This window comes from Arthrobacter sp. ov407 (assembly GCF_900102895.1).
In the GTDB taxonomy this organism is placed as follows: domain Bacteria; phylum Actinomycetota; class Actinomycetes; order Actinomycetales; family Micrococcaceae; genus Arthrobacter.
In genome coordinates this window covers 1-26,159 of record NZ_FNGD01000012.1, presented here as the reverse complement: position 1 = coordinate 26,159, position 26,159 = coordinate 1, and the positions used below count along the sequence as shown (strand labels likewise).

27 protein-coding genes are annotated in these 26,159 nt (G+C 66.5%); 21 read left to right on the top strand and 6 right to left on the bottom strand.

Annotated elements, in window-relative coordinates:
• Positions 1–8 precede the first annotated feature (8 nt).
• A complete protein-coding gene (gene sucD, locus BLS42_RS15280) occupies positions 9–911 on the top strand; it encodes a succinate--CoA ligase subunit alpha (RefSeq protein WP_090582639.1) in 903 nt (300 codons plus the stop codon).
• A 183-nt stretch (positions 912–1,094) separates the two neighbouring features.
• On the opposite strand, the gene BLS42_RS15275 is transcribed toward sucD, so the two are convergent.
• Together BLS42_RS15275 and BLS42_RS15270 are read right to left on the bottom strand one after the other, a co-directional pair.
• The gene (locus tag BLS42_RS15275) at positions 1,095–1,577 is read right to left on the bottom strand and encodes an SRPBCC family protein (RefSeq protein WP_090582637.1); all 483 of its coding nucleotides are present in this window, start codon (positions 1,575–1,577) and stop codon (positions 1,095–1,097) included.
• On the bottom strand, positions 1,574–1,936 hold the full coding sequence (locus tag BLS42_RS15270) for an ArsR/SmtB family transcription factor (RefSeq protein WP_090582635.1): 363 nt from the start codon (positions 1,934–1,936) through the stop codon (positions 1,574–1,576). Before BLS42_RS15270 ends, BLS42_RS15275 begins: the two co-directional genes overlap by 4 nt.
• A gap of 207 nt (positions 1,937–2,143) precedes the next feature.
• Here BLS42_RS15270 and BLS42_RS15265 point away from each other — a divergent pair, with 207 nt between their 5' ends.
• The 8 genes from BLS42_RS15265 (at position 2,144) to BLS42_RS15230 (ending at position 11,305) form a co-directional block, all read left to right on the top strand.
• Positions 2,144–2,548: a tautomerase family protein gene (locus tag BLS42_RS15265; protein WP_090582633.1), complete on the top strand. Its 405-nt coding sequence runs from the start codon at positions 2,144–2,146 to the stop codon at positions 2,546–2,548.
• A 235-nt stretch (positions 2,549–2,783) separates the two neighbouring features.
• A complete protein-coding gene (gene iolC, locus BLS42_RS15260) occupies positions 2,784–3,785 on the top strand; it encodes a 5-dehydro-2-deoxygluconokinase (protein ID WP_090582631.1) in 1,002 nt (333 codons plus the stop codon).
• A complete protein-coding gene (locus BLS42_RS15255; protein ID WP_090582629.1) occupies positions 3,782–4,777 on the top strand; it encodes a Cgl0159 family (beta/alpha)8-fold protein in 996 nt (331 codons plus the stop codon). Before iolC ends, BLS42_RS15255 begins: the two co-directional genes overlap by 4 nt.
• Positions 4,778–4,816: 39 nt before the next feature.
• The gene (gene iolD, locus BLS42_RS15250) at positions 4,817–6,745 is read left to right on the top strand and encodes a 3D-(3,5/4)-trihydroxycyclohexane-1,2-dione acylhydrolase (decyclizing) (protein WP_090582627.1); all 1,929 of its coding nucleotides are present in this window, start codon (positions 4,817–4,819) and stop codon (positions 6,743–6,745) included.
• 37 nt (positions 6,746–6,782) lie between these two features.
• Positions 6,783–8,300, top strand: coding sequence for a CoA-acylating methylmalonate-semialdehyde dehydrogenase (locus BLS42_RS15245; protein ID WP_090582625.1), 1,518 nt, complete (start codon positions 6,783–6,785; stop codon positions 8,298–8,300).
• Positions 8,301–8,403: 103 nt separating this feature from the next.
• Positions 8,404–9,315, top strand: coding sequence for a sugar phosphate isomerase/epimerase family protein (locus BLS42_RS15240; RefSeq protein ID WP_090582623.1), 912 nt, complete (start codon positions 8,404–8,406; stop codon positions 9,313–9,315).
• A gap of 18 nt (positions 9,316–9,333) precedes the next feature.
• The gene (locus tag BLS42_RS15235) at positions 9,334–10,347 is read left to right on the top strand and encodes a Gfo/Idh/MocA family protein (protein WP_090582621.1); all 1,014 of its coding nucleotides are present in this window, start codon (positions 9,334–9,336) and stop codon (positions 10,345–10,347) included.
• Positions 10,348–10,429: 82 nt separating this feature from the next.
• Positions 10,430–11,305, top strand: a complete 876-nt coding sequence (locus BLS42_RS15230) for a sugar phosphate isomerase/epimerase family protein (protein ID WP_090582619.1) — start codon at positions 10,430–10,432, stop codon at positions 11,303–11,305.
• Positions 11,306–11,411: 106 nt separating this feature from the next.
• Here the strand turns inward: BLS42_RS15230 and BLS42_RS15225 are convergent, their stop codons facing one another.
• The gene (locus tag BLS42_RS15225) at positions 11,412–11,861 is read right to left on the bottom strand and encodes a MarR family winged helix-turn-helix transcriptional regulator (RefSeq protein ID WP_090582617.1); all 450 of its coding nucleotides are present in this window, start codon (positions 11,859–11,861) and stop codon (positions 11,412–11,414) included.
• Between the two features lie 182 nt (positions 11,862–12,043).
• Here BLS42_RS15225 and BLS42_RS15220 point away from each other — a divergent pair, with 182 nt between their 5' ends.
• A complete protein-coding gene (locus BLS42_RS15220; protein ID WP_090582615.1) occupies positions 12,044–13,249 on the top strand; it encodes an MFS transporter in 1,206 nt (401 codons plus the stop codon).
• Between the two features lie 50 nt (positions 13,250–13,299).
• On the opposite strand, the gene iolB is transcribed toward BLS42_RS15220, so the two are convergent.
• Both iolB and BLS42_RS15210 read right to left on the bottom strand, forming a co-directional pair.
• Positions 13,300–14,196 (bottom strand): 5-deoxy-glucuronate isomerase, encoded by an 897-nt coding sequence (gene iolB / locus BLS42_RS15215; protein WP_090582613.1) that lies wholly within the window; start codon positions 14,194–14,196, stop codon positions 13,300–13,302.
• A 138-nt stretch (positions 14,197–14,334) separates the two neighbouring features.
• Complete coding sequence (locus tag BLS42_RS15210; RefSeq protein WP_090582850.1) at positions 14,335–15,075, bottom strand: GntR family transcriptional regulator; 741 nt, start codon at positions 15,073–15,075, stop codon at positions 14,335–14,337.
• 348 nt (positions 15,076–15,423) lie between these two features.
• Here BLS42_RS15210 and BLS42_RS15205 point away from each other — a divergent pair, with 348 nt between their 5' ends.
• From BLS42_RS15205 to BLS42_RS15180, 6 genes are read left to right on the top strand one after another with little or no spacing between them, the layout of a single operon-like run.
• Positions 15,424–16,419: a substrate-binding domain-containing protein gene (locus BLS42_RS15205; RefSeq protein WP_090582611.1), complete on the top strand. Its 996-nt coding sequence runs from the start codon at positions 15,424–15,426 to the stop codon at positions 16,417–16,419.
• 52 nt (positions 16,420–16,471) lie between these two features.
• Positions 16,472–17,521, top strand: coding sequence for an ABC transporter permease (locus BLS42_RS15200; RefSeq protein ID WP_090582609.1), 1,050 nt, complete (start codon positions 16,472–16,474; stop codon positions 17,519–17,521).
• 15 nt (positions 17,522–17,536) lie between these two features.
• Positions 17,537–18,454, top strand: a complete 918-nt coding sequence (locus tag BLS42_RS15195) for an ATP-binding cassette domain-containing protein (RefSeq protein WP_090582607.1) — start codon at positions 17,537–17,539, stop codon at positions 18,452–18,454.
• 31 nt (positions 18,455–18,485) lie between these two features.
• Complete coding sequence (locus BLS42_RS15190; RefSeq protein WP_090582605.1) at positions 18,486–19,598, top strand: Gfo/Idh/MocA family oxidoreductase; 1,113 nt, start codon at positions 18,486–18,488, stop codon at positions 19,596–19,598.
• Complete coding sequence (locus BLS42_RS15185) at positions 19,598–20,383, top strand: TIM barrel protein (protein ID WP_090582603.1); 786 nt, start codon at positions 19,598–19,600, stop codon at positions 20,381–20,383. Before BLS42_RS15190 ends, BLS42_RS15185 begins: the two co-directional genes overlap by 1 nt.
• Positions 20,380–21,414, top strand: coding sequence for a Gfo/Idh/MocA family protein (locus tag BLS42_RS15180; RefSeq protein WP_090582601.1), 1,035 nt, complete (start codon positions 20,380–20,382; stop codon positions 21,412–21,414). The genes BLS42_RS15185 and BLS42_RS15180 overlap by 4 nt, the downstream gene beginning before the upstream one ends.
• Positions 21,415–21,444: 30 nt before the next feature.
• Here the strand turns inward: BLS42_RS15180 and BLS42_RS15175 are convergent, their stop codons facing one another.
• Complete coding sequence (locus tag BLS42_RS15175; RefSeq protein ID WP_090582599.1) at positions 21,445–22,218, bottom strand: gamma-glutamyl-gamma-aminobutyrate hydrolase family protein; 774 nt, start codon at positions 22,216–22,218, stop codon at positions 21,445–21,447.
• Between the two features lie 39 nt (positions 22,219–22,257).
• Between BLS42_RS15175 and BLS42_RS15170 the strand changes: the two genes are divergently transcribed.
• The 5 genes from BLS42_RS15170 to BLS42_RS20415 all read left to right on the top strand — a co-directional run.
• Positions 22,258–22,752 (top strand): SRPBCC family protein, encoded by a 495-nt coding sequence (locus BLS42_RS15170; RefSeq protein ID WP_090582597.1) that lies wholly within the window; start codon positions 22,258–22,260, stop codon positions 22,750–22,752.
• Positions 22,753–22,766: 14 nt separating this feature from the next.
• Positions 22,767–23,474, top strand: a complete 708-nt coding sequence (locus BLS42_RS15165) for a FadR/GntR family transcriptional regulator (RefSeq protein WP_090582595.1) — start codon at positions 22,767–22,769, stop codon at positions 23,472–23,474.
• Between the two features lie 194 nt (positions 23,475–23,668).
• On the top strand, positions 23,669–25,048 hold the full coding sequence (locus tag BLS42_RS15160; RefSeq protein WP_371129589.1) for an MFS transporter: 1,380 nt from the start codon (positions 23,669–23,671) through the stop codon (positions 25,046–25,048).
• Between the two features lie 28 nt (positions 25,049–25,076).
• Positions 25,077–25,853, top strand: coding sequence for an SDR family NAD(P)-dependent oxidoreductase (locus BLS42_RS15155; protein ID WP_090582591.1), 777 nt, complete (start codon positions 25,077–25,079; stop codon positions 25,851–25,853).
• 97 nt (positions 25,854–25,950) lie between these two features.
• A partial coding sequence (locus BLS42_RS20415; protein ID WP_218122120.1) for a hypothetical protein occupies positions 25,951–26,159 on the top strand: 209 nt, incomplete at its 3' end.

Sequence of the window (26,159 nt, the reverse complement as noted above, 5' to 3'; positions counted from 1 at the left end):
ACTCGACTATGTCTATTTATCTGAACAAGGACTCCAAGGTCATCGTCCAGGGCATCACCGGCGGCGAAGGCACCAAGCACACCGCCCTGATGCTCAAGGCCGGCACCAACGTTGTTGGCGGCGTCAACGCCCGCAAGGCCGGCACCACGGTCCTGCACGGCGACAACGAGATCACCGTTTTCGGCACCGTCAAGGAAGCCATGGCCGAGACCGGCGCTGACGTTTCCATCGTCTTCGTGCCGCCGGCCTTCACCAAGGACGCCGTCGTTGAAGCCATCGAGGCCGGCATCGGCCTCGTGGTGGTCATCACCGAAGGCGTGCCGGTCCAGGACTCCGCTGAGTTCTGGGCACTGGCCCAGTCCAAGGTTGACGCCAACGGCAAGCAGGTCACCCGCATCATCGGACCGAACTGCCCCGGCATCATCACCCCGGGTGAGGCCCTCGTCGGCATCACCCCGGCAAACATCACGGGCAAGGGCCCCATCGGCCTCGTCTCCAAGTCGGGCACCCTGACTTACCAGATGATGTACGAACTGCGCGACCTCGGCTTCTCCACCGCCATCGGCATCGGCGGCGACCCGGTCATCGGCACCACCCACATCGATGCCCTCGAGGCGTTCGAAGCCGACCCGGAGACCAAGGCGATCGTCATGATCGGCGAAATCGGTGGCGACGCCGAAGAGCGTGCCGCCGACTACATCAAGGCACACGTCACGAAGCCGGTTGTTGGCTACGTGGCCGGCTTCACCGCTCCGGAAGGCAAGACCATGGGCCACGCAGGCGCCATCGTCTCGGGTTCCGCGGGCACCGCCCAGGCCAAGAAGGAAGCCCTCGAGGCTGCCGGCGTCAAGGTCGGCAAGACGCCGTCCGAGACCGCCAAGCTCCTGCGCGAGGTCTTCGCGACCCTCTAGGTCCGCAGCACCACAGCACTACAGCAACGCGGGGTCACTTACGGTCCGTTCCACTCGGTGGGATGGGCCCGGAGTGACCCCGCGTTGTTTCTTTAAAGTACGACGGCGGCAGGCCACCTTCGCGGCGAGGGCGGCAGCCGCCGTCGTACTTTTTGGGTCGTTGAGTCCGGATCCCCTGCGGCCCTAGACCTTTGCCCCGGTGAGGAGTTCTTCGAGCCGTTCGTAGCTTTCGGACATGCCGCCCTCCATTCCGGACTGCGCCATACCGTCCCGCGCCTCCATGCTGGGGTAGACCGCGCGGGCGCTGAGCCGCGAACGGCCGGCGCCGAGGTCCTCGAAGGTCAGGAACTCAATGCTCACAACATCCGGGTAGCCGTCGAACTCGAAGGTCTGGATGGCGAAGTCGTTCTCGCGGACGGTGTGGAAGACGCCGCTGAAAACATACGCGCTGCCGTCCGGCCCGGTGTGGGTGTAGCGGTAGCCGCCGCCGGTCCTGAAGTCGTAGTGGCTAACGCTCATGGTCATCTGCCGCGGCCCGAGCCACTGGGCGACAAGCTCCGGGTCCTTGTGTGCCCGGAAGACCTCGGACACGGGAAAATCGAATTCGCGCTCGAAATCGATGAACGGCAGCCCCTCGGGGACAGTCAGTTTCAATGCGTTGCTCATGATGCATCCTTTGCCTGTGTGCCGCCACGGGCGGCGCGGTTTTCAAGCACGGCGTCAAGGCTGCGGAATTGCCCCTCGCGGACCAGCCGGTATTGGTCGATCCAGGCGGTGAGCGCTTCCAGCCGTGCGGGGTTCAGGTGCACGGGCCGGCGCTGGGCGTCACGGGTGCGCGTGACAAGCTGCGCCTGCTCGAGGACCTGGATGTGTTTCGAGACCGCCTGCTTGGTGATCGCGAAGGGCTCCGCCAGTTCATTGACGGTGGCCGGACCCCGGCTGAGCCGGGCAATGATACGGCGGCGGATCGGATCGGCGAGGGCCAGGAAGGCCGCGTCGAGCTCGCCGTCGTCGCGTGCTTCCACTCGGTTCCCACCTCCTCGTCCCAAGGTCTCCGCCAAAGGAACTCTGCCCAACCAAGAGGGTAATCAATTACTTCATTGATCAACCTCTAGGTTGTTAACGCTACGCCGGAGGCGCAGTCCGCACAAGACCCCAGCCGCCTGGAAATCCTTGCGTCGTTTCGTCCATATTTGTTAGTATGTCAGGACAAACTAACGAAGGAGATGCGAGTGCCTCTCGTGCGAATCGACGTCAACCAGGGCCGCACTGCGGAGCAGCTCCGCGGGCTCAGCCAGGGAATCCATGCTGCGATCGTGGCCGAATTTGGCATTCCGGAGCGGGACTACTTCCACGTGCTGACGGAACATCCCGCGGGGCAGATTGTCGCCCAAGATGCCGGTCTCGGCTTCGAGCGGACGCCGGATGTGGTGATGATCCAGATCTTCACCCAGGCCGGGCGCAGTCAGCCAATCAAGCAGTCCCTGTTTGCGGCCATTGCGGACAGCCTGGCCGCTGCGGGGGTGGCCGGCGAGGACGTGTTCATCGGATACGTCGAGAACACCGCGGGGGACTGGTCGTTCGGTTTCGGTCGGGCCCAGTACGTCACTGGAGAGCTTGGGGTCCCTGCCAGGTAACTTCCGCGGCGATTCCGGCACTTTCTGGCGCCGCCACGACACCCGCGCGACGGGGCAATTCTTACCCCCCGTGTCATGTTGTAAATATGTCAGTACAAACCTTTGACAGTACATAGATTCTGAGGCAAAGTAGTGGTTGTGGCCCGGCTCACGCCGGCGCCTAAGCACCGAATAAGCACCGAAGCTCAGGCTGCGCCAAGGTACCGAGTTCACACCAGAAAGGTCCACGATCACCGTGACCCACGAACTGCTCACGATCGGGCGAATAAGTGTTGATATCTACCCGAACGACATCGGGGTGGATCTGGAGGATGTCACGTCCTTCGGAAAGTACCTTGGCGGATCCCCGTCCAACGTAGCGGTCGCCGCTGCCCGCCACGGCCGGCGCGCTGCCGTCATCACCCGAACCGGTGACGACGCCTTCGGCAAATACCTGCATCGCGAACTGCACAAGTTCAACGTGGACGACTCCTTCGTCACGGCGGTCAAGGAATGGCCCACCGCGGTTACGTTCTGCGCCATCAAGCCTCCGGAAGACTTCCCGCTCTACTTCTATGGACGCTTCCCCACAGCACCGGATCTGCAGATCCAGGCCGAGGAGCTGGACCTGGACGCCATCCGGGACGCCGGAATCTTCTGGTCCACCGTCACCGGCCTCTGCCAGGAGCCCAGCCGGACCGCCCACCTCACAGCCCACGAGGCGCGGCCCCGCAGCGGGCTCAAGCCCGGCCAGTTCACCATCCTGGACCTCGATTACCGGCCGATGTTCTGGGCCTCCGAGGAAGAAGCCCGCGAGCAGGTCGCCAGGATCCTGCCGCACGTCACCGTCGCGATCGGCAACGACAAGGAATGCGCCGTCGCCGTCGGCGAGGGCACCCCGGATGAACAGGCGGACCGGCTGCTCGCGGCCGGCGTCGAAATCGCCGTCGTGAAGCTGGGCCCGGAAGGGGTCATGGCCAAGACCCGCACCGAGCGCGTGGTCTCCGCCCCGGTGCCGGTGGAAACCGTCAACGGACTCGGAGCCGGCGACTCCTTCGGCGGGGCCTTCTGCCACGGGCTGCTCTCCGGCTGGCCGCTGGCCCAGGTCCTCGACTTCGCCAACGCCGCCGGCGCCCTGGTCGCCTCCCGTCTGTCCTGCGCCGACGCGATGCCGACGCCCGGAGAAGTCACCGGCCTGCTCGCCGAACGCGGCCGCCTGGTACCGGGTACCTATGCCACCGAAGGAGCAGCCCTGTGAGCGTCAACCCAGCCGCCGCCACGCTTGCGGTGGGCGATGATCCCCGTCGTTATGAGCACCTGAGCATCATCCGGCTCGAAGATCCGGAAGCGATTGCCCGCGCCGCCAAGGCACGCCGCCGCCACCCCGGCGTCCGGGCCCGCAGGCAGAACTTCATCGTCGCCGCCGACCACCCCGCCCGCGGGTCGCTGGCGGTCGGCAATGACCCCGTGGCCATGGCAGACCGCCGGCAGCTCCTGGACCGCCTGCGGATTGCCCTGGCCAACCCGGACGTGGATGGCGTTCTGGCCTCGCCGGACATCATGGACGATCTGCTTCTGCTCGGCGCGCTCGAGGGTAAGCTGCTCTTCGGCTCGATGAACCGCGGGGGGCTCTCCGGGCTGGTGAACGAATTCGATGACCGTTTTACCGGGCACACCGCGGCCGCGCTCGAGGCCCTGGGCGCCGACGGCGGCAAGATGCTCACCCGCATCTGCCTCGGCGACCCAGACACGGTGGCCACCCTGGAAGCGACCGCGAGGGCCATCGACTCCCTCTCCGAACGCAGGCTGATCGCCATGGTGGAACCGTTCCTCTCCGTCCGCGAGAACGGAAGGGTCCGCAACGACCTCTCCACCAACGCCGTCATCAAGTCAGTCGCCATCGCCGAAGGCCTCGGCGCAAGCAGCGCCTACACCTGGATGAAGCTTCCCGTGGTGGCCGAGATGGAACGCGTCATGGCGTCCACCACCATGCCCACCGTGCTCCTGGGCGGAGACCCGGAGGGCAGCCAGGACGACGTGTTCGCCAGCTGGCAGGCCGCCCTCGCCTTGCCCGGCGTCCAGGGCCTGACCGTGGGCCGGACCCTGCTCTACCCGCAGGACGGTGACGTCGCCGGCGCCGTGGCAACCGCTGCCTCGCTGCTGCACCACACCGAACCAAGCCACACCGAATCCACGCGCACCGAATCGGGCCACACCGAATCCACCCGCACCGAAGAAGCATCGGAGTAACTTCCCATGGGAATCAGCACTGCACCAGGAACACGCAGAATGACAGTCGCCCAGGCCGTCGTCGAATACCTGTCCAAGCAGTACACCGTCGATTCGGTCGGCGGCCAGGACTTCCGGGAACGCTTGATTCCCGGTACGTTCGGCATCTTTGGCCACGGCAACGTTGCCGGCGTCGGCCAGGCCCTCAAGCAGTACCAGCAGCTCGATCCGACGATCATGCCGTACTACCAAGGCCGCAACGAGCAGGCCCAGTCCCACCAGGCCGTCGGCTTCGCCCGCCACACCCGGCGCCGCCAGACCTTCGCGATCAGCACCTCGATCGGCCCGGGTTCCTCAAACCTGCTCACCGGGGCGGCCCTGGCCACCACCAACCGGCTGCCGGTCCTGCTGCTGCCGAGTGATACGTTCGCCACCCGCGCCGCCGACCCCGTGCTGCAGCAGCTCGAACAGCCCTACGCCTACGACATCACCGTCAATGACGCCTTCCGGCCGCTGTCCAAGTTCTTCGACCGCGTCTCCCGGCCCGAGCAACTGTTCTCCGCGTTCCACCACGGCCTCCGCGTCCTCACCGACCCCGCCGAGACCGGCGCGGTCACGATCTCGCTGCCCCAGGACGTCCAGGCCGAGGCGTTCGACGTGCCCGAGGAGTTCCTTGCCGAGCGGGAATGGCGGATCCGCCGCCCGGACGCCGACGACGAGGACATTCGCCGCGCCGCCGAGGCGATCCGCGCCGCCAAGCGCCCGCTGATCATCGCCGGCGGCGGCGTGCTGTACGCCTACGCCAACGAGGAACTCGCGAAGTTGGCCGAATTGACCGGCATCCCGGTGGGCAACACCCAGGCCGGCGTCGGCGTTCTGCCCTGGGACCACAAGTTCTCCCTCGGCGCGATCGGGTCCACCGGCACGACGGCGGCGAACGCCTTCGCCGCCGAATCGGACCTCATCATCGGCATCGGCACCCGCTACGAAGACTTCACCACTGCGTCCCGGACGGCGTTCCAGAACCCGGACGTGAAGTTCATCAACATCAACGTCGCCCCGATCGACGCCTACAAGCACGGCACCTCGCTTCCGATCGTGGCGGACGCCCGCAAGGCCCTCGTGAAGCTGAATCGGGCCCTCGGCGGCTACCGCATCGGCGCGGACCTCGAGCAGCAGATCGCGAACGAGAAAAAGCGCTGGGACGCCACGGTGGACGAGGCGTTCGATACCCGCTTCACCCCACTGCCGGCGCAGAACGAGATCATCGGCGCCACGAACCGCGCCATGGACGCCCAGGACGTCGTGATCTGCGCCGCCGGCTCGCTCCCCGGTGACCTGCACAAGATGTGGCGCGTCCGGGACCCGTTCGGCTACCACGTCGAATACGCCTACTCCTGCATGGGCTACGAGATCCCGGGCGGCCTCGGCGTCAAGCGCGCGGCCCTCGCCGAAGCCGCGAAGGGCGGCGCGCAGCGCGACGTCGTCGTCATGGTGGGGGACGGCTCCTACCTGATGATGCACACCGAACTCGTCACCGCCGTCGCCGAGCGGATCAAGCTGATTGTGGTCCTGATCCAGAACCACGGCTACGCCTCGATCGGCTCGCTCTCCGAGTCCCTCGGCTCCCAGCGTTTCGGCACCCAGTACCGGGCCCTGGACGAGGAGCACCACAGCTTCGACGACGGCGACCGGCTCCCGGTGGACCTGGCCCTGAACGCCGAAAGCCTCGGCGTGAAGGTGATCCGGATCGAACCGGGGGAGAAGGTCATCGCGGAGCTCGAGCAGGCCATCCGCGACGCCAAGGCAGCGCCCGAACGCGGCGGCCCGATCGTCATCCACGTCGAATCCGATCCGCTGCTGGATGCTCCCAGCTCCGAGTCGTGGTGGGACGTTCCGGTCTCCCAGGTCTCTGAGCTCGACTCGACGAAACAGGCCTTCCAGACCTACACCGACCACAAGGGCCGCCAGCGCAAGCTGCTCGGCTGATCCCCCTTCGAACTTCAACCACTCAAGGACGAGTCTCATGACTACCACCACGCATCAGAGCACCAAAACCATCCGCCACTTCATCAACGGCGCTGAAACCGCAGGCGTGGGCACGCGCACCCAGCCGGTCTACAACCCCGCCACCGGCGCCGTCTCCGCAGAGCTGCGCCTGGCCAACCGGGCCGACCTGGACAACACTGTCGCGGCCGCACGTGCCGCCGCCGATTCCTGGGGCGACATCTCCCTGGCCAAGCGCACCGCCGTGCTGTTCAAGTTCCGCGAGCTCGTCGCCGCCCACGTGGACGAGCTCGCTCAGCTGGTCACGGCCGAGCACGGCAAGGTCCTCTCCGACGCGAAGGGCGAGGTCGGCCGCGGCCTGGAGGTCATCGAGTTCGCCTGCGGCATCCCACAGCTGCTCAAGGGCGACTACTCGGACCAGGTCTCCACGGGCATCGACGTCTTCTCCTTCCGCGAGCCCCTCGGCGTCGTCGCCGGCATCACCCCGTTCAACTTCCCCGTCATGGTGCCGCTGTGGATGGCCCCCATGGCGATCGCCACCGGCAACGCCTTCATCCTCAAGCCCTCCGAACGCGACCCCTCCGCCTCCATGCTGCTCGCCAAGCTGTGGAAGGACGCGGGCCTGCCCGACGGGGTCTTCCAGGTCCTGCATGGTGACAAGGAGACCGTCGACGGCCTCCTGACCCACCCGGACGTGGACGGCATCTCCTTCGTCGGCTCCACCCCGATCGCCCGGCACGTCCACGAGACCGCCACCGCCCACGGCAAGCGCGTCCAGGCCCTGGGCGGCGCGAAGAACCACGCGATCATCCTGCCCGACGCTGACCTCGACAACGCCGCCGACCACTTGGCCGCCGCCGCCTTCGGCTCCGCCGGCGAGCGCTGCATGGCCATCTCTGTCGCCGTCGCCGTCGGTGAGGCAGCGGACCTGCTGGTCAAGAAGGTCGAAGAGCGCGCCCTGGCCGTCAAGGTCAACAACGGCACCGCCCCCGGCGCCGACATGGGACCTGTCATCACCCCGGCATCCAAGGAACGCATAGTCCGGATCGTCACCGAGGCCGAAACTGCTGGCGCCGCCTTGGTGGTGGACGGCCGTGACCTCGTGGTCCCCGGCCACGAGGACGGCTTCTGGGTCGGCCCCACCGTCCTGGACCACGTCAAGTCCGAGATGACCGCCTACACCGAGGAAATCTTCGGGCCCGTCCTCGTCGTGGTCCGCGTGGAGGACCTCGACGCTGGCATCGCCCTGATCAATTCCAACCCCTACGGCAACGGCACCGCCATCTTCACCTCCTCCGGCGCCGCGGCCCGGAAGTTCCAGCGCTCCGTTACGGTGGGCATGATCGGCATCAACGTCCCGCTGCCCGTGCCCGTGGCTTACCACTCCTTCGGCGGCTGGAAGGCCTCACTGTTCGGCGACAAGCACATCTACGGCCCGGAAGGCGTCTCCTTCTACACCCGCGGCAAGGTAGTCACCTCCCGGTGGCCCGAACCGACCCACGCCTCCGGCGCCTCCTACAACTTCCCCTCCAACTGACTACCCAACTAGCGCCTCGACTAACCACGATCGATTGCTCCGCAACCGCCGTTTTGAGGGTCCAAAACGGCACCTGCGGAGCAACCGATGAGAAGGAATCGAAATGACTGAGAACAAGCTGATCATTGGCACCGCGCCGGACTCCTGGGGGGTCTGGTTTCCGGATGACCCCAAGCAGACCCCGTGGGAACGCTTCCTCGACGAGGTCGCCGAATCCGGCTACAAGTGGATCGAACTGGGCCCCTACGGCTACCTCCCCACCGATCCGGCACGCCTGGCCGAAGAGCTCAAACAGCGGGACCTCAAGATCTCGGCCGGCACCGTGTTCACCGCTTTCCACCGTGGTTTGGACCAGTGGGACACCGCGTGGGAACCGGCCCGTAAGGTCGCCGAGCTCACGGCCGCGATGGGCGGGGAACACATGGTGGTCATCCCGGCGATGTGGCGCGACGACGTCACCGGGGAAGCCGTGGAGAGCGGCGAGCTCAGCGAAAAGGCCTGGGACGACCTCTTCGCCGGCCACAACCGCCTGGGCAAGACGCTGCTGGAGGACTTCGGCCTGAAGCAGCAGTTCCACTCGCACGCAGATTCCCATGTCGGCGCGCAGGAGGACATCGAAACCCTGCTCGCCGCCACGGACGCCAAGTACGTCAACCTCTGCCTGGACACCGGCCATGCCGAATACTGCGGGGCCTCCAGCCTTGAGCTGATCAAGAACTACCCGGACCGCATCGGCTACCTGCACCTGAAGCAGATCAATCCGGACATCCTCAAAAAGGTCAACGCGGAAAACATGACCTGGGCCGCCGCCAACCTGGCCGGCGTCATGACCGAACCGCCCAACGGCCTGCCGGACCTGCGCGCCGTCATCGAAGCCGTGGAGGCGCTGAACCGGCCGATCTTTGGCATTGTCGAACAGGACATGTACCCCGTGGCCTTCGACGTCCCGATGCCGATCGCCAAGCGCACCCGCAACTACCTGCTCTCCTGCGGCTCCCGCACCGCCGTCAACTAGAACTCGAAGGAACCCACCATGACAAAGATCCTCCGCGTGGCAGTCATCGGCGCCGGCCGTATGGGCGCAGACCACATCCAGCGGCTCAACTCCCGCATCCACGGCGCGGAAGTCGCCGCCGTCGTCGACGTCGACCTGGCCCGGGCGCAGGCCGCCGTCGAGGGCATCCCGGGCGCCGTCGCCCTGGCTGACGCCGAGGAAGCCCTCAACAACGGCGACGTCAACGCCGTGCTGATCGCCACCCCCGGTTTCCTGCACGAGGACATCCTGCTCAAGGCGCTCGCCAGGGACATCCCGATCCTCTGCGAGAAGCCCCTTACCCCGGATGCCCGGTCCTCCTGGAAGATTGTCGATGCCGAGCAGAAGCTGGGCCGCAAACGCATCCAGGTCGGCTTCATGCGCCGCTTCGACGCCGAATACGCCGCCCTCGGCAAGATCATCCGCGACTCCGAACTCGGCGAGTTGCTCATGCTGCACCACCAGCACCGGAACCCCACCACCCCGCCGGGCTTCACCAACGAGATGCTGATCAACGACTCCGTGGTGCACGAATTCGACGCCATCCGCTACTTCACCGGCGAGGAAATCACTAGCGTGCAGGTCCGCCTCGGCAAGGCCACACGGAATGCGCCAGCCGGGCAGCACGACCCGCAGCACGTGCTGATCGAGACCGAGTCCGGCGTCCTGGCCGACGTCGAGATCTACGTCAATGCGAAGTTCGGCTACGAGGTGGCCACCCAGGCCTCCTTCGAGGACGGCATCGTCAGCATCGGCGGGGACAAAGGCCCGTACACCCGCAGCAACGGCCGCTGGGGCGGCGAGGTCACCCCCGGCTTCGAGGAGCGCTTCGGGGCAGCGTACGACGTCGAAATCCAGTCGTGGGTGGACGCCGCCCTGCGCGATGAGATCGGCGGCCCAACCGCCTGGGACGGCTACGCCACGGCCGCCTGCTGCGAGGCCGGCGTCGAGGCGCAGAAGAACGGCGAAAAGGTCGCTGTAAAGCTTAACGCCAAGCCCGCCCTTTACCGCTAGGAACCCGGCCGGCCCGCACGACTGCTAAGAACACGGAGCCGGCCGGCCGCACGTTCGCCAGATCGACAATGGAGTGTTCAACGTGAAAATCGCCCTTGACCCCACGCCGTTCCACCACAGCCACGAACTCCTCGAGTTCCCGCGACTTGTTGCCGACCTCGGCTACAAGTACATGCAGATGACCCCGCACGCCGATTTCATCCCCTTCTTCAACCACCCGAAGGCCGACGACGAGCTTGTGGGCAAGCTGAACAAGGCCTGCAAGGACGCGGGAATTGAAATCGCGTCGGTGCTGCCCGTGCTGCGCTGGTCGGGACCGGACGAGGACGCACGCGAGGCCGCCGTCCGTTACTGGAAGCGCGCCATCCAGATCACTGTGGACCTGGGCGTTGGCACCATGAACACCGAGTTCAGCGGCCGGCCGGAGAAGGCCGAGGAATCCGAGCGGGCCTTCTACCGCTCCATGGAGGAGCTGCTCCCCATCATCGAGCGCGAGGGAATCGACCTGCTGATCGATCCGCACCCGGACGACTTCGTCGAGGAGGGACTGGCCGCGATCCGGGTGATCCGCGGGCTGAACTCGAAGAATGTGGGCCTGGTCTACGTGGCCTCGCACAGCTTCCACATGAAGGACGCACCGCTCGAGATCATGCGGGCCGCCGGCGACAAGCTGCGCCTGGTCCACGTCGCCGACACGATGGACCACCACGCCTCGCACGGGCTGCGCTACATCACCAACCCTCCCGGCAACCCCGTCCGGGTGCACCAGCACCTGAAAATCGGCGACGGCGACGTCAACTGGGACGAGTTCTTCGGCGGCCTGCAGGAAATCGGCTTCCTGGACCGCGACGACACGGTGATGGTGTCCAGCGTCTTCGCCGAGGACGACAACGCCGCGGAAGTCTCCCGGTACCAGCTGGAGACCATGAAGCAGCGCGTCCAGAAGGCGAGCCTATAAAGGTGACCGCCAAAACGGCATGCACAAAGCCCCGCCCGGGATTCGTCCCGCGGCGGGGCTTTCTGCGTTGCGGCAGTAGTGGCGGTGTCGCGCTAGGCGGTTGTAGCTAGACCCCGGCGTGCAGGCGGGGGAGGGCGTCGACCAGAGGTGCCAGTTCCGGCACCTCCTGGGCCTCGGCCAGCGCCCGCTCCAGCGTGGCGTCGTGGACCGGCCTGCTCTGCTCGAGCAGCGAGATGCCGCTGGGGGTGAGCTCGGTGTAGATCCCGCGGCGGTCATCCGCGCACAGGATCCGGGTCAGCAGGCCGCGGTCTTCGAGCCTGTTGACCAGGCGCGTGGTGGCGCTCGCGCTCAACGCGGTGGCGCGGGCCAGCTGCTGCATCCGCATGTGCCAGCCGTCCTGCCGGCTCAGGGCGTCCAGCACGGTGTACTCCACTACGGAGAGCTGCGCCTCGGCCTGCAGGGAACGCTCCAGCTCGGCCTCGATCAGCCCGTGCAGGGCCGCCAGGGTCCGCCAGCCTTGCGCCCGGACCTCGACGGCGTCGTCCTTGATGCCCATCTGGTGAATCCCTTCAGCTCGTGTGCCCGGCGGGGGTTCTGCCCGGCACATCAAATAATAGTTGCTTGCGCGGTGTATCTTCTTGCGCGGTGTAACTGCTTGTGCAAGAATAAATAACGCGTCTGCAACTACTAGCTTACGCGCCATACTCCATCCCGTACAGCTTTGTAAGGAGCACCTCCATGCCTGTTGGCCTGATAGCCCTCGCCCTCGGCGGGTTCGGCATCGGACTCACCGAGTTCGTCATCATGGGCCTGCTGCCGCAAGTGGCCGCAGACTTCCGCGTCACTGAGGCCACCGCCGGCTGGCTCATCTCCGGTTACGCGCTCGCCGTCGTGGTCGGGGCGCTTGGCCTCACTGCGGCCGTGACGCGATTCGACCGCAAACCCGTGCTGGCCGTGCTGATGGTGCTCTTCATCGCGGGCAATCTGGTCTCGGCGCTCGCGCCCGACTATTCGATGATGATGGCCGGCCGCATCATTGCCGCGCTGTCGCACGGGGCGTTCTTCGGCATCGGCGCGGTGGTGGCCGCCAGCATGGTGGCGCCCAATAAAAAGGCCGGCGCGATTGCGATCATGTTCACCGGCTTGACGGCGGCGAATGTGCTCGGTGTCCCGTTCGGCACCATGCTGGGACAGGCCGCGGGCTGGCGCTCCACGTTCTGGGCGATCACGATCATTGGCGTCCTCGCCCTCGTGGGCATCTTGACGCTCGTACCCAAGACAGGGTCCGGGGACGCCGGCACTGGCAGCCTGCGCGGCGAGCTCCGTGCCTTCCGGTCCGGCCAAGTCTGGCTCTCCATCCTGGTCACCATCCTCGGCTATGGCGGCATGTTCGGCGCCTTCACCTACATTGCGTTCACCCTCACCGAGGTCACCGGTTTCACTGCCACCACGGTCCCGTGGCTGCTGATCCTCTTCGGCGTCGGGCTCTTCATTGGCAACACCGTGGGCGGCAAGGCGGCCGACAAGAATGTGGACCGCACCCTGCTCGTAGTGCTCGCCATCCTGGTGGTGGTGCTCGTGGTGTTCGCCCTGACCGCCGGCAACCAGCCGGTGACTATCGCCTCCATGGTGTTGCTGGGCGGCTTCGGCTTCGCCACCGTTCCGGGGCTGCAGATGCGCGTCATGAAGTACGCCAGCAGCGCTCCCACCCTTGCCTCCGGCGCCAACATCGGCGCCTTCAACGTCGGCAATGCCCTGGGCGCCTGGATGGGCGGCGTCACCATCACCGCCGGCCTCGGCTACACGTCGCCGATCTGGGCCGGCGCCGGGATCACCCTGCTGGGCCTGGCGGTGATGGCGTTCGCGGCAGCCGCTGCCAAGAAGCACGACGCCGGTCGGCCGGCCGACGTCGACAGCGCCGAGACCGAGTTGCAGCCGGCATAGCGGCCTGGCTGTGGCCGGTCGCACTGCAGCCGGCCCAGCATCTGAACGGCCTAGCGGCCGAACGGCAGCCGCGGGTCCAGGTCCTGGCCCTCCCAGGTCTGGCGGATCCAGCCGTGGTGCGGGTCATCGCTGATGAGCCAGTCGCGGACCGGACCCGGTCCGGCCATGACGTTGAGGTAGTACAGGTCGTAGCCGGGGGCGGCCATGGCGGGACCGTGCCAGCCGTAGGGCACCAGGACCACGTCGCCGGTCCGGACCTCGGCCGCAATATCAATGGGCCGCTCGTCGGAGGCGTAGACGCGCTGGTAGCCGATGGCGTCGTCGGCGCCCGGGCGCTGCGGCGCACCGGGCGCCACACGCGTTTCGAAGTAGTAGATCTCCTCGAGGCTGGTCTCGCCGTCCTTTTCCTCATCATGCTTGTGCGGGGGATAGGAGGACCAGTTTCCGGCCGGCGTGAGGACCTCGCAGACGATGAAACGGTCCGCCTCCAGCGCGGCGGGGGTGCCGAAATTGTGGACCTGGCGGGAGCAGTTGCCGGCTCCGCGCAGTTCCACCGGCGTCTCGGCGGCGATGATGAGGCGGGTCGGGTAGGAGGCTTTGGCCGGGGCGGTGGCTACCGCCACCCGTCCGCCGTCGGGTGAGGTGATGACCACCGCCTTGCCGGCTCCCGTGTAGAGCACATCGCTGGGGCCGCTAAAGACGCTGTTCCGGCCGGTCAGGGGATAGTCCTGCCCGTCCACGGTCGCCACGAAGGAACCGTTGAGCGGGATCACGATGCGTTCTTCCGCCGCGGCGTCCAGTCCGACGGCGCCGCCGGCCGCCAGTGTGGCGACCTTCAGCCCGGTGTGTGCCCAGCCGTCCACCTCCAGTGCCGAATCTGACGTCCCGATGGAAATGTCCCACTTGCCTTCGGCGGCGGTGCCGAGCGGATAGACCCAGTTGGCCATGGAAGCTGCCCTTTCGTCGTCGCGCCGGAGGAACGCGCGTGTGTGTGCGGGGTTGGAGCCGGTGTCGTTCGCTGTTGGGCGCCTTTTGCGACGCCCTATCGCTGGGCGCCATATCTCTGGACTCATATCGCTGAGTCCTTATCTTTGGACCAGTGTCATTTCGAAGCTGTAGGAATCCGCCCGGTACACGTGGTGGCCGGTTTCCACCATGCGCCCGGTGTCGTCCACTGCGGTCCGCTCCATGGTGACCAGGGCGGACCCGGGCGTGGTCTCGAGCAGCGGCGCCTGGTAGTCGTTGGCGATCATGGCACCAATCCGTTGCGAGGCCAGACGGAAGTTCACGCCGCCGTTGCGCAGGATGGCGTAGAGGCCTTGCGAGCCCAGGCTTGCCTCGTCGATGGCGGTGATGTCGTCCCGGACCCAGTTCTCCATCAGGGCCAGCGGCTTGCCGCCCACTTTCCGGAGCCTGGTGAAGTGGTAGACCTTGGCACCGGCCGGAAGCTGCAGCGCCGTCCTGATCACGGCGTCCGCCTCAACGTGGGAGAAGCTGAGCACGTCGGTGGTGGGTTTGCTGCCGTTGTTGCTCAGGTCGTCGTAGAGGCTGGAAAGTTCCAGCGGGCGGCGGACCTGGCTGGAGACCACCTGGGTGCCGACGCCGCGCTTGCGGACCAGGAGGCCGGAGCGAACGAGCTCATCCATGGCCTTGCGCATCGTAGGCCGGGAAAGGTTGAGCTGGGCGGCCAGATCGATTTCATTTTCCAGCCGGCTGCCGGGCTCCAGCAGCCCCGTGTGTATCGCGGCCTCGATGCCCTGCACCACTTGGTGGTACAGCGGCACCGGGGAAGAGCGGTCGATCCGCAGATTTAGTTGATTCGCCACTGGGCTTGCTCCCTTGTGCTCCGCGGCGGCCGAAGCGCCGGCCTGTCCGCGCATGTCAGGTTATGTTCGCTTGATAGGACATACTACCTTTTTCTGATAGTAGCAGGGCTGTCACAGACAGCCAAGGGCCGCGCTGAGGAGCCGGGAGAGTAGGGGCTGAGCGGTCGGCGCCGGAGAGGTCAGGTCCGCAAAATTGGCGACTTCATCGCTTTGTGTTACGTCAAAACATCCTAATGTCAGGACAAACTATTGACAACTGTGATTGGAGTCACCATGATCTGTTGTAGATGGCTCACAGACTGACGCGATGAAGCGGTCGGCGTGGCCCGGAATCAAAGGAGATTGATCGTGACCAAGTTCTCGTGGCGGAAGGCGACCCTCGTGGCGGCCGTTGTACCCATGCTGGCCCTGAGCGCGTGTTCCAGCACCGGCGGCAAGCCCGCAGACTCAGGCAATGCGGCTGGCGGAGGCCAAGTCGCCTCGACGCCCCGGATTAAGATCGCCTTGATCACCCACGCTCCAGCCGGTGACACATTCTGGGACACCGTCCGCAAGGGTGCCGAGGAAGCGGCGGCGAAGGACAACGTGGAACTGCTGTACACCGGTGATCCGGAAGCCGGCCGGCAGGCCCAGCTGATCCAACAGGCCGTCGACCAGAAAGTGGACGGCATCGCCGTAACCCTGGCCACGCCGGACGCGCTGAAGGATTCGCTGAAGAAGGCCGCTGACGCGGGCATCCCGATCGTCAGCCTGAACGCCGGCGAAGGGGTCTCCGAGGCGCTCGGCGCCTTCACCCACTTTGGCTCCAACGAGCAGCTCGCCGGTCAAGCCGTGGGAGCCAAGCTGGCCGAGGGCGGGTACAAGCACCCGATCTGCGTGATCCAGGCGCAGGGGCACGTGGGACTCGAAGCCCGGTGTGCCGGCGTGAAGGCCAAGGTACCCGGGACAGAGATCCTGTACGTGAACGGTGCGGACATGACCTCGGTCGAGTCCACGGCGACCGCGAAACTGCAGGCCTCCAAAGATGCTGATGTCATCATCGGCCTGGGCGCCCCCATCACCCTGACCCTCCTGAAGTCCGTGGCAACCGCGGGAAGTTCGGCCAAGGTTGCCAGCTTCGACCTGAACAAGGAACTGGCCCAGAAGATCGACGACGGCAGTGTCCTGTTCACGGTGGACCAGCAGCCGTGGCTGCAGGGCTACAGCGCAGTCGATGCGCTGTGGCAGAACAAGCGCGGCGGATTCAAGATCGGCGGCGGCCAGCCCGTCCTGACGGGACCCGCGATCGTCGACAAATCAAATGCGGCCGATGTCCTGAAGTTCGCCGAGCAGGGTATCCGCTAACAGCCCGCTGGCCGGGCCGGTTCGCGCCGGCCCGGCAGCAAGGAGAATCATCATGACCATCACCCAGACAAAGACCACGTCGCCGGCGCCCGATGAGCGCGTCGCCAAGCGCAGTCCGTTCCAGAAACTTCTCGGACGTCCCGAGGTCGGTGCCCTGGTGGGCGCTATCGTCCTCTTCATCTTCTTCGCCTTGGTTTCCCCGACGTTTACCCAGCCCGGTGCCCTGGCGACCATTTTGTACGGCAGCTCCACGATCGGGATCATGGCGGTGGGGGTGTCCTTGCTGATGATCGGCGGGGAGTTCGACCTCTCCACCGGTGTCGCCGTGATCACCTCGGCGCTGACGGCGTCGCTGTTTAGCTGGTACTTCACCACGAACGTCTGGGTCGGCGTCGGTCTGGCGTTGGTGGTGTCCCTGTCCATCGGCTTCATCAACGGCTGGATCCTGATCAAGACCAAGCTGCCCAGCTTCATCGTCACCCTTGCCACGTTCCTGATGCTGACCGGCCTGAACCTGGGCCTGACCCGCCTTATCGGCGGCTCGGTGGCCTCACCTTCGATCTCCAACATGGAGGGCTTCGACTCGGCCCGGGCGATCTTCGCCTCCTCGGTGAACATCGGCGGCGTCGACATCAAAATCACGGTGTTCTACTGGTTCGCGCTCGTCGCGGTGGCCACCTGGGTGCTGATGCGGACCCGGGTGGGCAACTGGATCTTCGCCGTCGGCGGCGACGCGAACGCAGCCCGCGCCGTGGGCGTGCCAGTCAAGGCCACCAAGATCGGCCTGTTCATGGCCGTGGGGTTCTGCGCCTGGGTGCTGGGCATGCACAACCTCTTCGCCTTCGACACCGTGCAGTCCGGTGAGGGCGTGGGCAACGAATTCCTCTACATCATCGCCGCGGTGATCGGCGGCTGCCTCCTCACCGGCGGCTACGGCTCGGCGATCGGCGGCGCGATCGGCGCGTTCATCTTCGGCATGGCCAACAAGGGCATCGTCTACGCGCAGTGGAACCCCGACTGGTTCAAGTTCTTCCTGGGCCTGATGCTGCTGCTGGCCACCATCGTCAACCTCATCGTCAAGCGCCGCGCGGAACTGAAGTAAAGGGGCCTAGAGAACATGAATGCCAAAGAGATCGACCAGCAAACGCTGCTGCAGAACGAAAAAGATCCCCTCACGCACACCCCGGTGCACCTGCTCTCCCTCGACGGGGTCGGCAAGCACTACGGCAACATCATCGCCCTGTCCGATGTCACCATGGCGGTGGACAACGGCCGCGTCACCTGCGTGCTGGGCGATAACGGCGCGGGCAAGTCCACGCTGATCAAGATCATCGCCGGCCTGCACCAGCACGACGCCGGGGTGCTGAACATCATGGGCGAGGAACGGAAGTTCGATTCACCCCGTGACGCCCTGGACGTCGGCATCGCCACCGTCTACCAGGACCTCGCGGTGGTGCCCCTGATGCCGATCTGGCGGAACTTCTTCCTCGGCTCGGAGATGACGTCCGGTTTTGGCCCGTTCAAGAGCATGGACGTCGAGAAGATGAAGGACATCACGCTCAAGGAACTCGCCGAGATGGGCATCGACCTGCGCGATGTGGAGCAGCCCATCGGCCAGCTCTCCGGCGGTGAACGCCAGTGCGTCGCGATCGCCCGGGCCGTGTACTTCGGTGCGAAGGTCCTGATCCTGGACGAGCCCACCGCGGCCCTGGGCGTGAAGCAGTCCGGCGTGGTCCTGCGCTACATCCTCCAGGCCCGCGACCGCGGCCTCGGGGTCATCTTCATCACCCACAACCCGCACCACGCCTTCCCGGTCGGTGACCGCTTCCTGTTGCTCAAACGCGGCAAGTCGATCGGCTACTACGACAAGAAGGACATCACCCTGGACGAACTCACCGCCCAAATGGCCGGCGGCGCAGAACTCGCCGAGCTCGCCCACGAACTCGAACAACTCGGCGGCCACGGTGACGTGGTCAAGGAAGTCCAGGGCGAAGTCGCCGACGTGGCCCAGACCACCGGCAAGACCTACGAGTAACTGCCGTCCCAATTCTCGAAAGGACAAGCCTTTGGCTTACCTCAACCGCAACCCGTCCGACGTCGCCCTGCCCGTGCGGATCGGACTCATCGGCTCCGGCTGGATGGGCGCCTTCCACGCCGAGAGCATCGCCCGCCGGGTTCCCGGCGCCGTCCTTGCCGCCATCGCGGATCCCAACCTTGAATCCGCCGAGGCGCTGGCCGGCGCCTTGGGCACCACGAAGGTGACCGCCGACGCCGCCGACCTCCTCGCCGACCCGGAGATTGACGGCGTCGTCATCGCCAGCCCCGCGCGCTTCCACTCCGCCCTGATCGGCCAGGCCGCAGCCGCCGGAAAGCACGTCTTCTGCGAGAAGCCCGCCGGCCTGGGACTCGAGGAGCTCGACGCCGCCCTGGCCGCCGTCGAAGCCGCCGGGGTGCACTTCCAGATCGGCTTCAACCGCCGGTACGCTGCGGACTTCCAGGCGGCCAAGAAGGACCTCGCCGCCGGAATCGTGGGGGAGCCGCAACTGCTGCGCTCGCTGACCCGGGACCCGGGCACCGGAAGCATCGGCCACGCCGCAAGGATCCCGGCGTGGACCATCTTCCTCGAGACCCTGATCCACGACTTCGACACCCTGAACTGGTTCAACGAAGGCGCCGAACCCGTGGAGGTCTACGCCGTTGCCGACGCGCTCGTGGAACCGGGCCTGCGGGACCAAGGCTTCCTGGACACCGCCGTCGTGACCATCCGCTACAGCAACGGCGCGATCGCCGTCGCCGAGGCGAACTTCAGCGCACTGTACGGCTACGACATCCGCGGGGAGGTCTTCGGCTCCAAAGGCATGGTCCAGGCCGGCCGCGCCACGGAAACCGCCGCCCGCCGGTACACCGCCGAGGGGATGTCCGCCGACACCCCACGGCTGAACGTCGAGCTCTTCCGGCAGGCCTACACGGATGAGCTCGTGGACTTCGCCGACGCCGTGCGCGCCCAGCGCGACGGCCGGCGTGACGGGCGCAGTGACGATACAGCGCCGGCGCCGAAGCCCTTCAGCCTCACCCCGGGAGCCAACGACGCCCGGCGGGCGCTGGCCATGGCGCTGGCCTGCATCGAGTCGGTCAAGCAGGGCACCCCGGTGGCGGTCAAGGAGAGGGCGGTCCTGTGATGCGGCTCGCCGTCTGCGCTGAGATGGTCTTCACGGACCTGCCGTTTACGGAGCGCGTGCGCCGGCTCCACGAGGCCGGCTTCGACGTCGAGCTCTGGGACTCGCGGTCCAAAGACATCGGCGCGCTCAAGGCCACCGGTGCAGTGTTTTCATCCATGACCGGATACACCTCCGGCAGCCTCGTGGATCCGGACACGGCGGAAGACGTGGTGCGGACCGCGGAGTCCCTGATCCCTACCGCCCTGGAGCTTGGCGTCAGCCGGCTGGTGGTCCACCCGGCGGAACTCGTCGACGGCCACGCGGCCCGGCCGGTCTACCGGTCCAACGGCCAGATGTGGTCCACCGGCGCCCGGACCCTGGAACGGCTCGGGCAACTCGGTGAGAAGTACGGGGTGACGTTCTGCCTAGAGAACCTCAACACCGTCCTGGACCACCCCGGCATCCCGCTGGCCCGGGCAAAGGACACCCTGGCGCTCGTGCAGGCCGCCGGGCACCCGAACGCCAGGCTCATGCTGGATCTGTACCACGCCCAAATGGGGGAGGGGAACCTGATCGAGCTCGTCCGCAGTGCCCTGCCGTACATCGGCGAAATCCAGGTGGCGGACGTTCCTGGCCGCTGCGAACCCGGAACCGGGGAAATCAACTACGCGGCCGTCGCCAGGGTGCTCGCGGACGCAGGCTACGAAGGGACCGTGGGCATGGAAGCGTGGGCCAGTGGAGACAGTTATGCGGCCCTGGAGGCGTTCCGTTCGGCGTTCACCGTGGCCGCCAAGGCCGCCGCATGAAGGAAGTCGTTCTCGGACTCGTCGGGGTCGGACGGATCGGCGTTATGCACGCCAACAACATCGCCGCCCTCAACGAGGTCCTGAATCCGCAGGGCATCAGCGTCCGGCTCCGGCTCACGGACGTCGCCGAAGAGCATGCCCGGACGGTGGCCTCCGGTCTCGGCGCGGAATTCCTGCCGTCGGTGCAGGCGCTGCTTGGCTCCGGGCTGGACGGCCTCGTCATCGCCACCGGAACGGGAACCCACCCCGAGCTCATCAAGGCGGGTGTGGACGGCGGGATCCCGGTCTTTTGCGAGAAGCCCGTGGCCCTGAACGTGGCCGATGCCCTGCCTGTGCTCGACTACATCCGGGACCGGCAAGGCGTTGTGCAGATCGGGCATCAGCGCCGGTTCGACGCCGGCTACCTGGAAGCCCGCCGCGCTTACCAGGCCGGCGAGCTGGGCTGGATCCACTCCCTGCGCGCAGTCACCTGCGACATGACGCCGCCACCGGTCGAGTTCCTGGCCGGCTCAGGCGGGTTGTTCCGGGACTGCTCGGTCCACGATTTCGACATCCTGCGCTGGCTCACGGGCCGCGAAATCGTCGAGGTGTACGCCAAGGGCTCCAACAACGGGGATCCGGCCATTGGTGAGGCCGGCGATGTGGACACGGCCCTCGCGCTGGTGACGTTCGACGACGGCACCTTGGGAACGGTTTCCGCCACCCGCTACAACGGGGCGGGCCACGACGTCCGGCTGGAAATTCAGGGCTCCCGGAGTTCGCTGATGGTGGGTCTGGACGACAAGGCGGCGCTGGCCTCCGCCGAAGCCGGAGTCCCGTTCCCCGCGGGCACCCCGCACGTGACGTTTGCCGAGCGGTTCGAGAAGGCGTACCGGTCCGAGATGGCCGCCTTCGTCGAACTGATCCTTGGCCGCCGGGAGAACCCCTGCACCCCGGAAGACGCCGTGGCGGCCTCCCGGGTGGCCGATGCCGCCCAGGAATCGCTGGCCACCGGCGTGCCGGTCCGCGTGGCCCTGAGCGTCGCCAGGTGAGCGTCGCCGGCTGACCGCGGTCATCTGCTCTCAGGGGCGGGTACGGCACACCTCGACGAAGGCCCGGAACGGCGCGAGCCGCTCCCCGGCCGGGAGTTCCAGGGCCTCGGGGTGCCACTGGACCGAGGCCACCCAGCGCTCCGGATCCTCCAGCGCCTCGACAGCCCCGTCCTCCGCCACGGCCGTCACCCGCAACCCTCCGGCCACCCGGGCCACGGCCTGATGGTGGCCGGAGGCGATCTTCACGCTCACGGCACCGGATTCGCGCCCGTACAGGGCGGCCACCTTGGAGCCGGCCTCGACGCCTACCTCGTGCCAGGCCCACGGGCCGGCCCCGTGCACCGGCGCGGGCTCGTGGTGCGCCACCGTCCCCGGCGCCATGTCCTGGATCAGGGTCCCCCCGTAGAGCACGTTGAGCAGCTGATGCCCGCGGCAGATGCCGAGCACGGGCAGCCCGGCGTCGATCGCAAGACGTGCCACGGCGACGTCCAGCGCGTCCTGGGCATGGTTGACGTCGTAGCAGAGATCGGTTTGTTCCTCGCCGTAGAGGCCGGGGTCGAGGTCGCCGCCGCCGGGAAGAACGACGCCGTCAAGGGACGCCAGCGCATTGGCGAGGCCGCCGTCGTCGTGCCCCGCAGCGGTGAGCAGCACCGGTTCGCCGCCGCCCTCACGCAGCAGTTCCACGATGTACTCGAACAATCCGTTGGCTTCCGCCACGCGCGGGTCGGGATCGGCGGAGCTGCTGAGGCGGACGGGAACGCCGATGCGCGGCCGGCCGCCGGGGAGGTTGCGGGAAGTCTGCATGCCTCATTCTGCAACACGATCCGGGACTAGGATTGCCTGATGAAAGCCCGCTATCTCGTGTCCCGCAGCCGGTACATCGCCGCTGCCCCCGGTGCCATCTTCGACGTGCTCGCCGCGCCCGCCCTTCACAGCGTGATTGACGGCTCGGGCACCGTGAAGGGCGCCCAGCCGCGCGGGCCACGGCGGCTGTACCTCGGCGCCAGGTTCGGCATGCAAATGAACATGCGGGTGAACTACAAAATCCTCAACAGGGTCTGCGAGTTCGACGAAGGCAACCGGATCGCGTGGCGGCACTTCTACGGCCACGTGTGGCGCTACCTGCTCGAACCATCCTCGGGCCCTGACGGCACCGCCGGCACCCTGGTCACCGAACAATGGGACGCGCGGCGGGTCCGCGGCAAGAGCCTGCTCCGGCTGGCCGGCTACCTGCGCCGCCATCCGGCCAACCTGGAACAGACGCTGGCCAAGCTCGACGCCTACATGGCCGCGCACCCGGACTTGGGTAATGTGGACGGTAGCACGAAACGCGACTGAAGGTGGGAACTGGGATGGGCCGCAGGACACTGGTCGACGATCTCGTCGACGGCCTGCTAAACGAAATCCTGGACGGAAAGCTCCAGCCCCACAACGCGATTCCGCCGGAGGCAGACATCGCCACGGCCTACGGCGTCAGCCGGCTGACCGTGCGCGAAGCCCTCAAGGCGCTCCGCGCACAAAACATCCTCTACGTGAAGGCCGGCAGGGGAACCTTCGTCAACCCCACGGACAACTGGACCGGCCTCGACGCGATCTTCAAGGCGGCCTCGCACGGCAACGCGGCCGAACAGGTCTCGGTGGGACTGATTGAGATGCGCCGCATGGTGGAGACCGGGGCCGCCGCGCTTGCCGCCAAACGCTACACCCCGGAGCACGCCGAGCGAATGCGCGAGTGCATCGAGGACATGAAGCGGTTCCACGAGTCAGGCGACCTGGACCGCTTCGTCGAGGCGGACATTGGCTTCCACGACGCCGTCCTGAGGGCCTCCGGCAACCCGTTCGTCCGGGCCCTGTTCGGCCAGCTGGGCCAGTTGCTGTACATCACCCGACGCGAAACGTCGGCAGTCGGCGTGATCCAGCAGCATGCCATCGATTACCACCAGCGGGTCATGGACAGCATCCTCAGCGGCGACGCCGAGCGCTCGCGGCAGGCGATGGATGAGCACATGGACCAGACCAATGAGGACTACGAACGCTACGTGCGGGGCGCCAAGTCCTGACGTCCACCCCGGGCTATTGACGTAACCCGCATCACATTCTAAGATCGTGCCTAGACCTTGAATCAGATGTCTGACATCTGACTCAACAAGAGTCCTGCAGCACGCGCTTCCAAGCGGGCAGGATGACCTACCCCCAATCCACCGATTTCCTCACCCGGCACAGCCGCAGGGCAGGAAAACACGTAAGAAGGTCGATGATGACTTCATTAGCCCCCAAGTCCTTCGGACTCGGCGAACTGGGCGACCGCACGCTCCGTAAGGTCCGCCGCCGCGTCATGCCCCTGATTGTCCTGCTCTACTTCGTTGCCTACCTGGACCGCAACAACGTCGGATTCGCCAAACTCACCATGAGCGAGGACATCGGCCTGAACTCCGCTGCCTACGGCCTTGGCGCCGGCATCTTCTTCCTCGGGTACGCCCTCCTGGAGGTTCCCAGCAACGCGGGCATGTACCGGTTCGGAGCCCGCAAGTGGCTGGCCCGCATCCTGATCACGTGGGGCATCTTCGCCACCGCCATGTGCCTGGTGAACGGCGAAAGCACCTACTACATCGTCCGGTTCCTGCTCGGTGCCGCCGAGGCAGGCTTCTTCCCGGCGATCCTGTTCTACCTGACGCTGTGGTTCCCCGCCGCACAGCGCGTAACCGTGCTGGGCATCTTCATCCTCGCCCAGCCCGTGTCCAATGCGCTCGGCGCCCCGGTATCCGGGCTCTTGTTGCAGATGGACGGCGTCATGGGCCTCCAGGGCTGGCAGTGGCTCTACATCATCGAAGGCATCCCGGCGATCGTCCTCGGACTCCTGACGCCCATCCTCATGACGGACCGCCCGCGGGACGCCAAATGGCTCAACGCCGACGAGCGCAACTGGCTCACGGCCACCATGGACGCCGAACTGGCCGCCAAGTCCCAGTCGGGCAAGCACAACTTCATGGCCGGGCTCAAGGACAAGCGCACCCTGGTCTACTCCGCCCTGTACTTCGGCCTGGTGTGCGGGATCTACGGCCTGGGCCTGTGGATGCCCACCATCGTCGCCGCCCTCGGCAAGTTCTCCACCGCCGAGGTCGGCTTCATCGTCTTCATCCCCTATGCCGTGGCCGCAGTATTCGTCTACTTCTGGAGCAAGCGTGCGGACCGGACCGGCAAGCGTGCCTGGCACTCCGCGGTCAGCATGGTGCTCGCCGGCGTGGGACTCCTGGCCGCCGGCTACCTGCTGCCGGTCAACCCATTCCTTGCGATGGTCGGCCTGACACTCTCGGCCATGGGGATCTACGGGGCCATCGCCCCGTTCCTCTCGATGCCCTCCGCGGCCCTGACCGGTGCGGCCGCCGCTTCCGGACTCGCCCTGGTGAACTCCCTCGGAAACCTCGGCGGCTTCGTCTCCCCGTACGCCGTCGGACTCCTCAAGGACGCCACCGGCAGCAACCAGAGCGGGCTGCTGTTCCTGTCCCTGTGCCTGTGCCTCACCGCCGCGGCCACCTACCTCTACGCCCGCAGGCGCCCCGAGGGCGACGCCGCCCTTGACCCCGCGGTCGCCGCAGCGGCTGCCGCCGTCGTCGTCCCGGCCAAAGTACCCTGATCCCGAACTCCCTGAAGGAATCTTCGTCATGACAGCAATTACCCCTTTCCCCACTGAACGCACCGTGGTCCTGACCGGTGCCGCGTCGGTCCGCGGCATCGGCCGCGCCGCCGCGGACCGCCTGGCCAGCGAGGGCTGGTCCATCGCAATCCTGGACATCAATGCCGAGGACGCCAGCGCCGCTGCCGCCGAGATCGGTTCCAGCCGTGCGGTCAAGGCCATCGGCGTCGGCGCGGACGTCTCCGACGCCGCGTCGGTTGACCGGGCCATTACCGAGATCGAGGGCTCACTGCCCCCGATCGTGGCCCTGGCCAACCTGGCTGGCATCAGTTCCCCGACGCCGTTCATGGAAACCACGGTCGAAGAATGGGACAAGGTCTTCGCCATCAACATGCGCGGATCCTTCATCGTCTCCCAGCGGGTGCTCAAGGGCATGATCGAGCGCAAGCTCGGGCGGATCGTGAGCATCTCCTCGATTTCGGCCCAGCGGGGCGGCGGCACTTACTCCAAGGTCGCGTACAGCGCGTCCAAGGCCGGGATCATCGGATTCACCCGCGCCCTGGCCCGCGAGGTGGGCGAATTCGGCGTCACCGTCAACGCCATCGCCCCCGGCCCCATCGATACCGACATCATGGGCGGCACGCTGAGCGAGGACCGCAAGGCGCAGATGTCCGAGGGCATCATGATGGGACGGGTCGGCAGCCGCGAGGAAGTGGCGGCCCTCATCGCCTTCCTGCTCGGCCCGGACGCCGGTTACATCACCGCGGCCACGTATGACATCAACGGCGGCCTCCAGGTCTCCTAACCGACCTTCCACCACCCAGTTGCGCTATCACTTTTAGGCCTTAGAATCCCGGCAGAGTCATATGGTCGCAGCAACGCTCTGACTGATGGAGCGTTTGATGGTCAATGTGTTTTCCCTGGATGCGCGCACTGAGTTCTTCGATCTGGTGTGCGCAGGGATGTCGATTCTTGCTGCGGCCCGGCGTGTCGGAGCCACTCATGGGACCGGGAGGAACTGGTGGGCCCAGTCTGGCCGGATGATGACTGTGGACATGGGGCCCGTCGGGGGTCTTTCGGATCCGGCGCCCACGGCCGAAGGGCCGGGGGG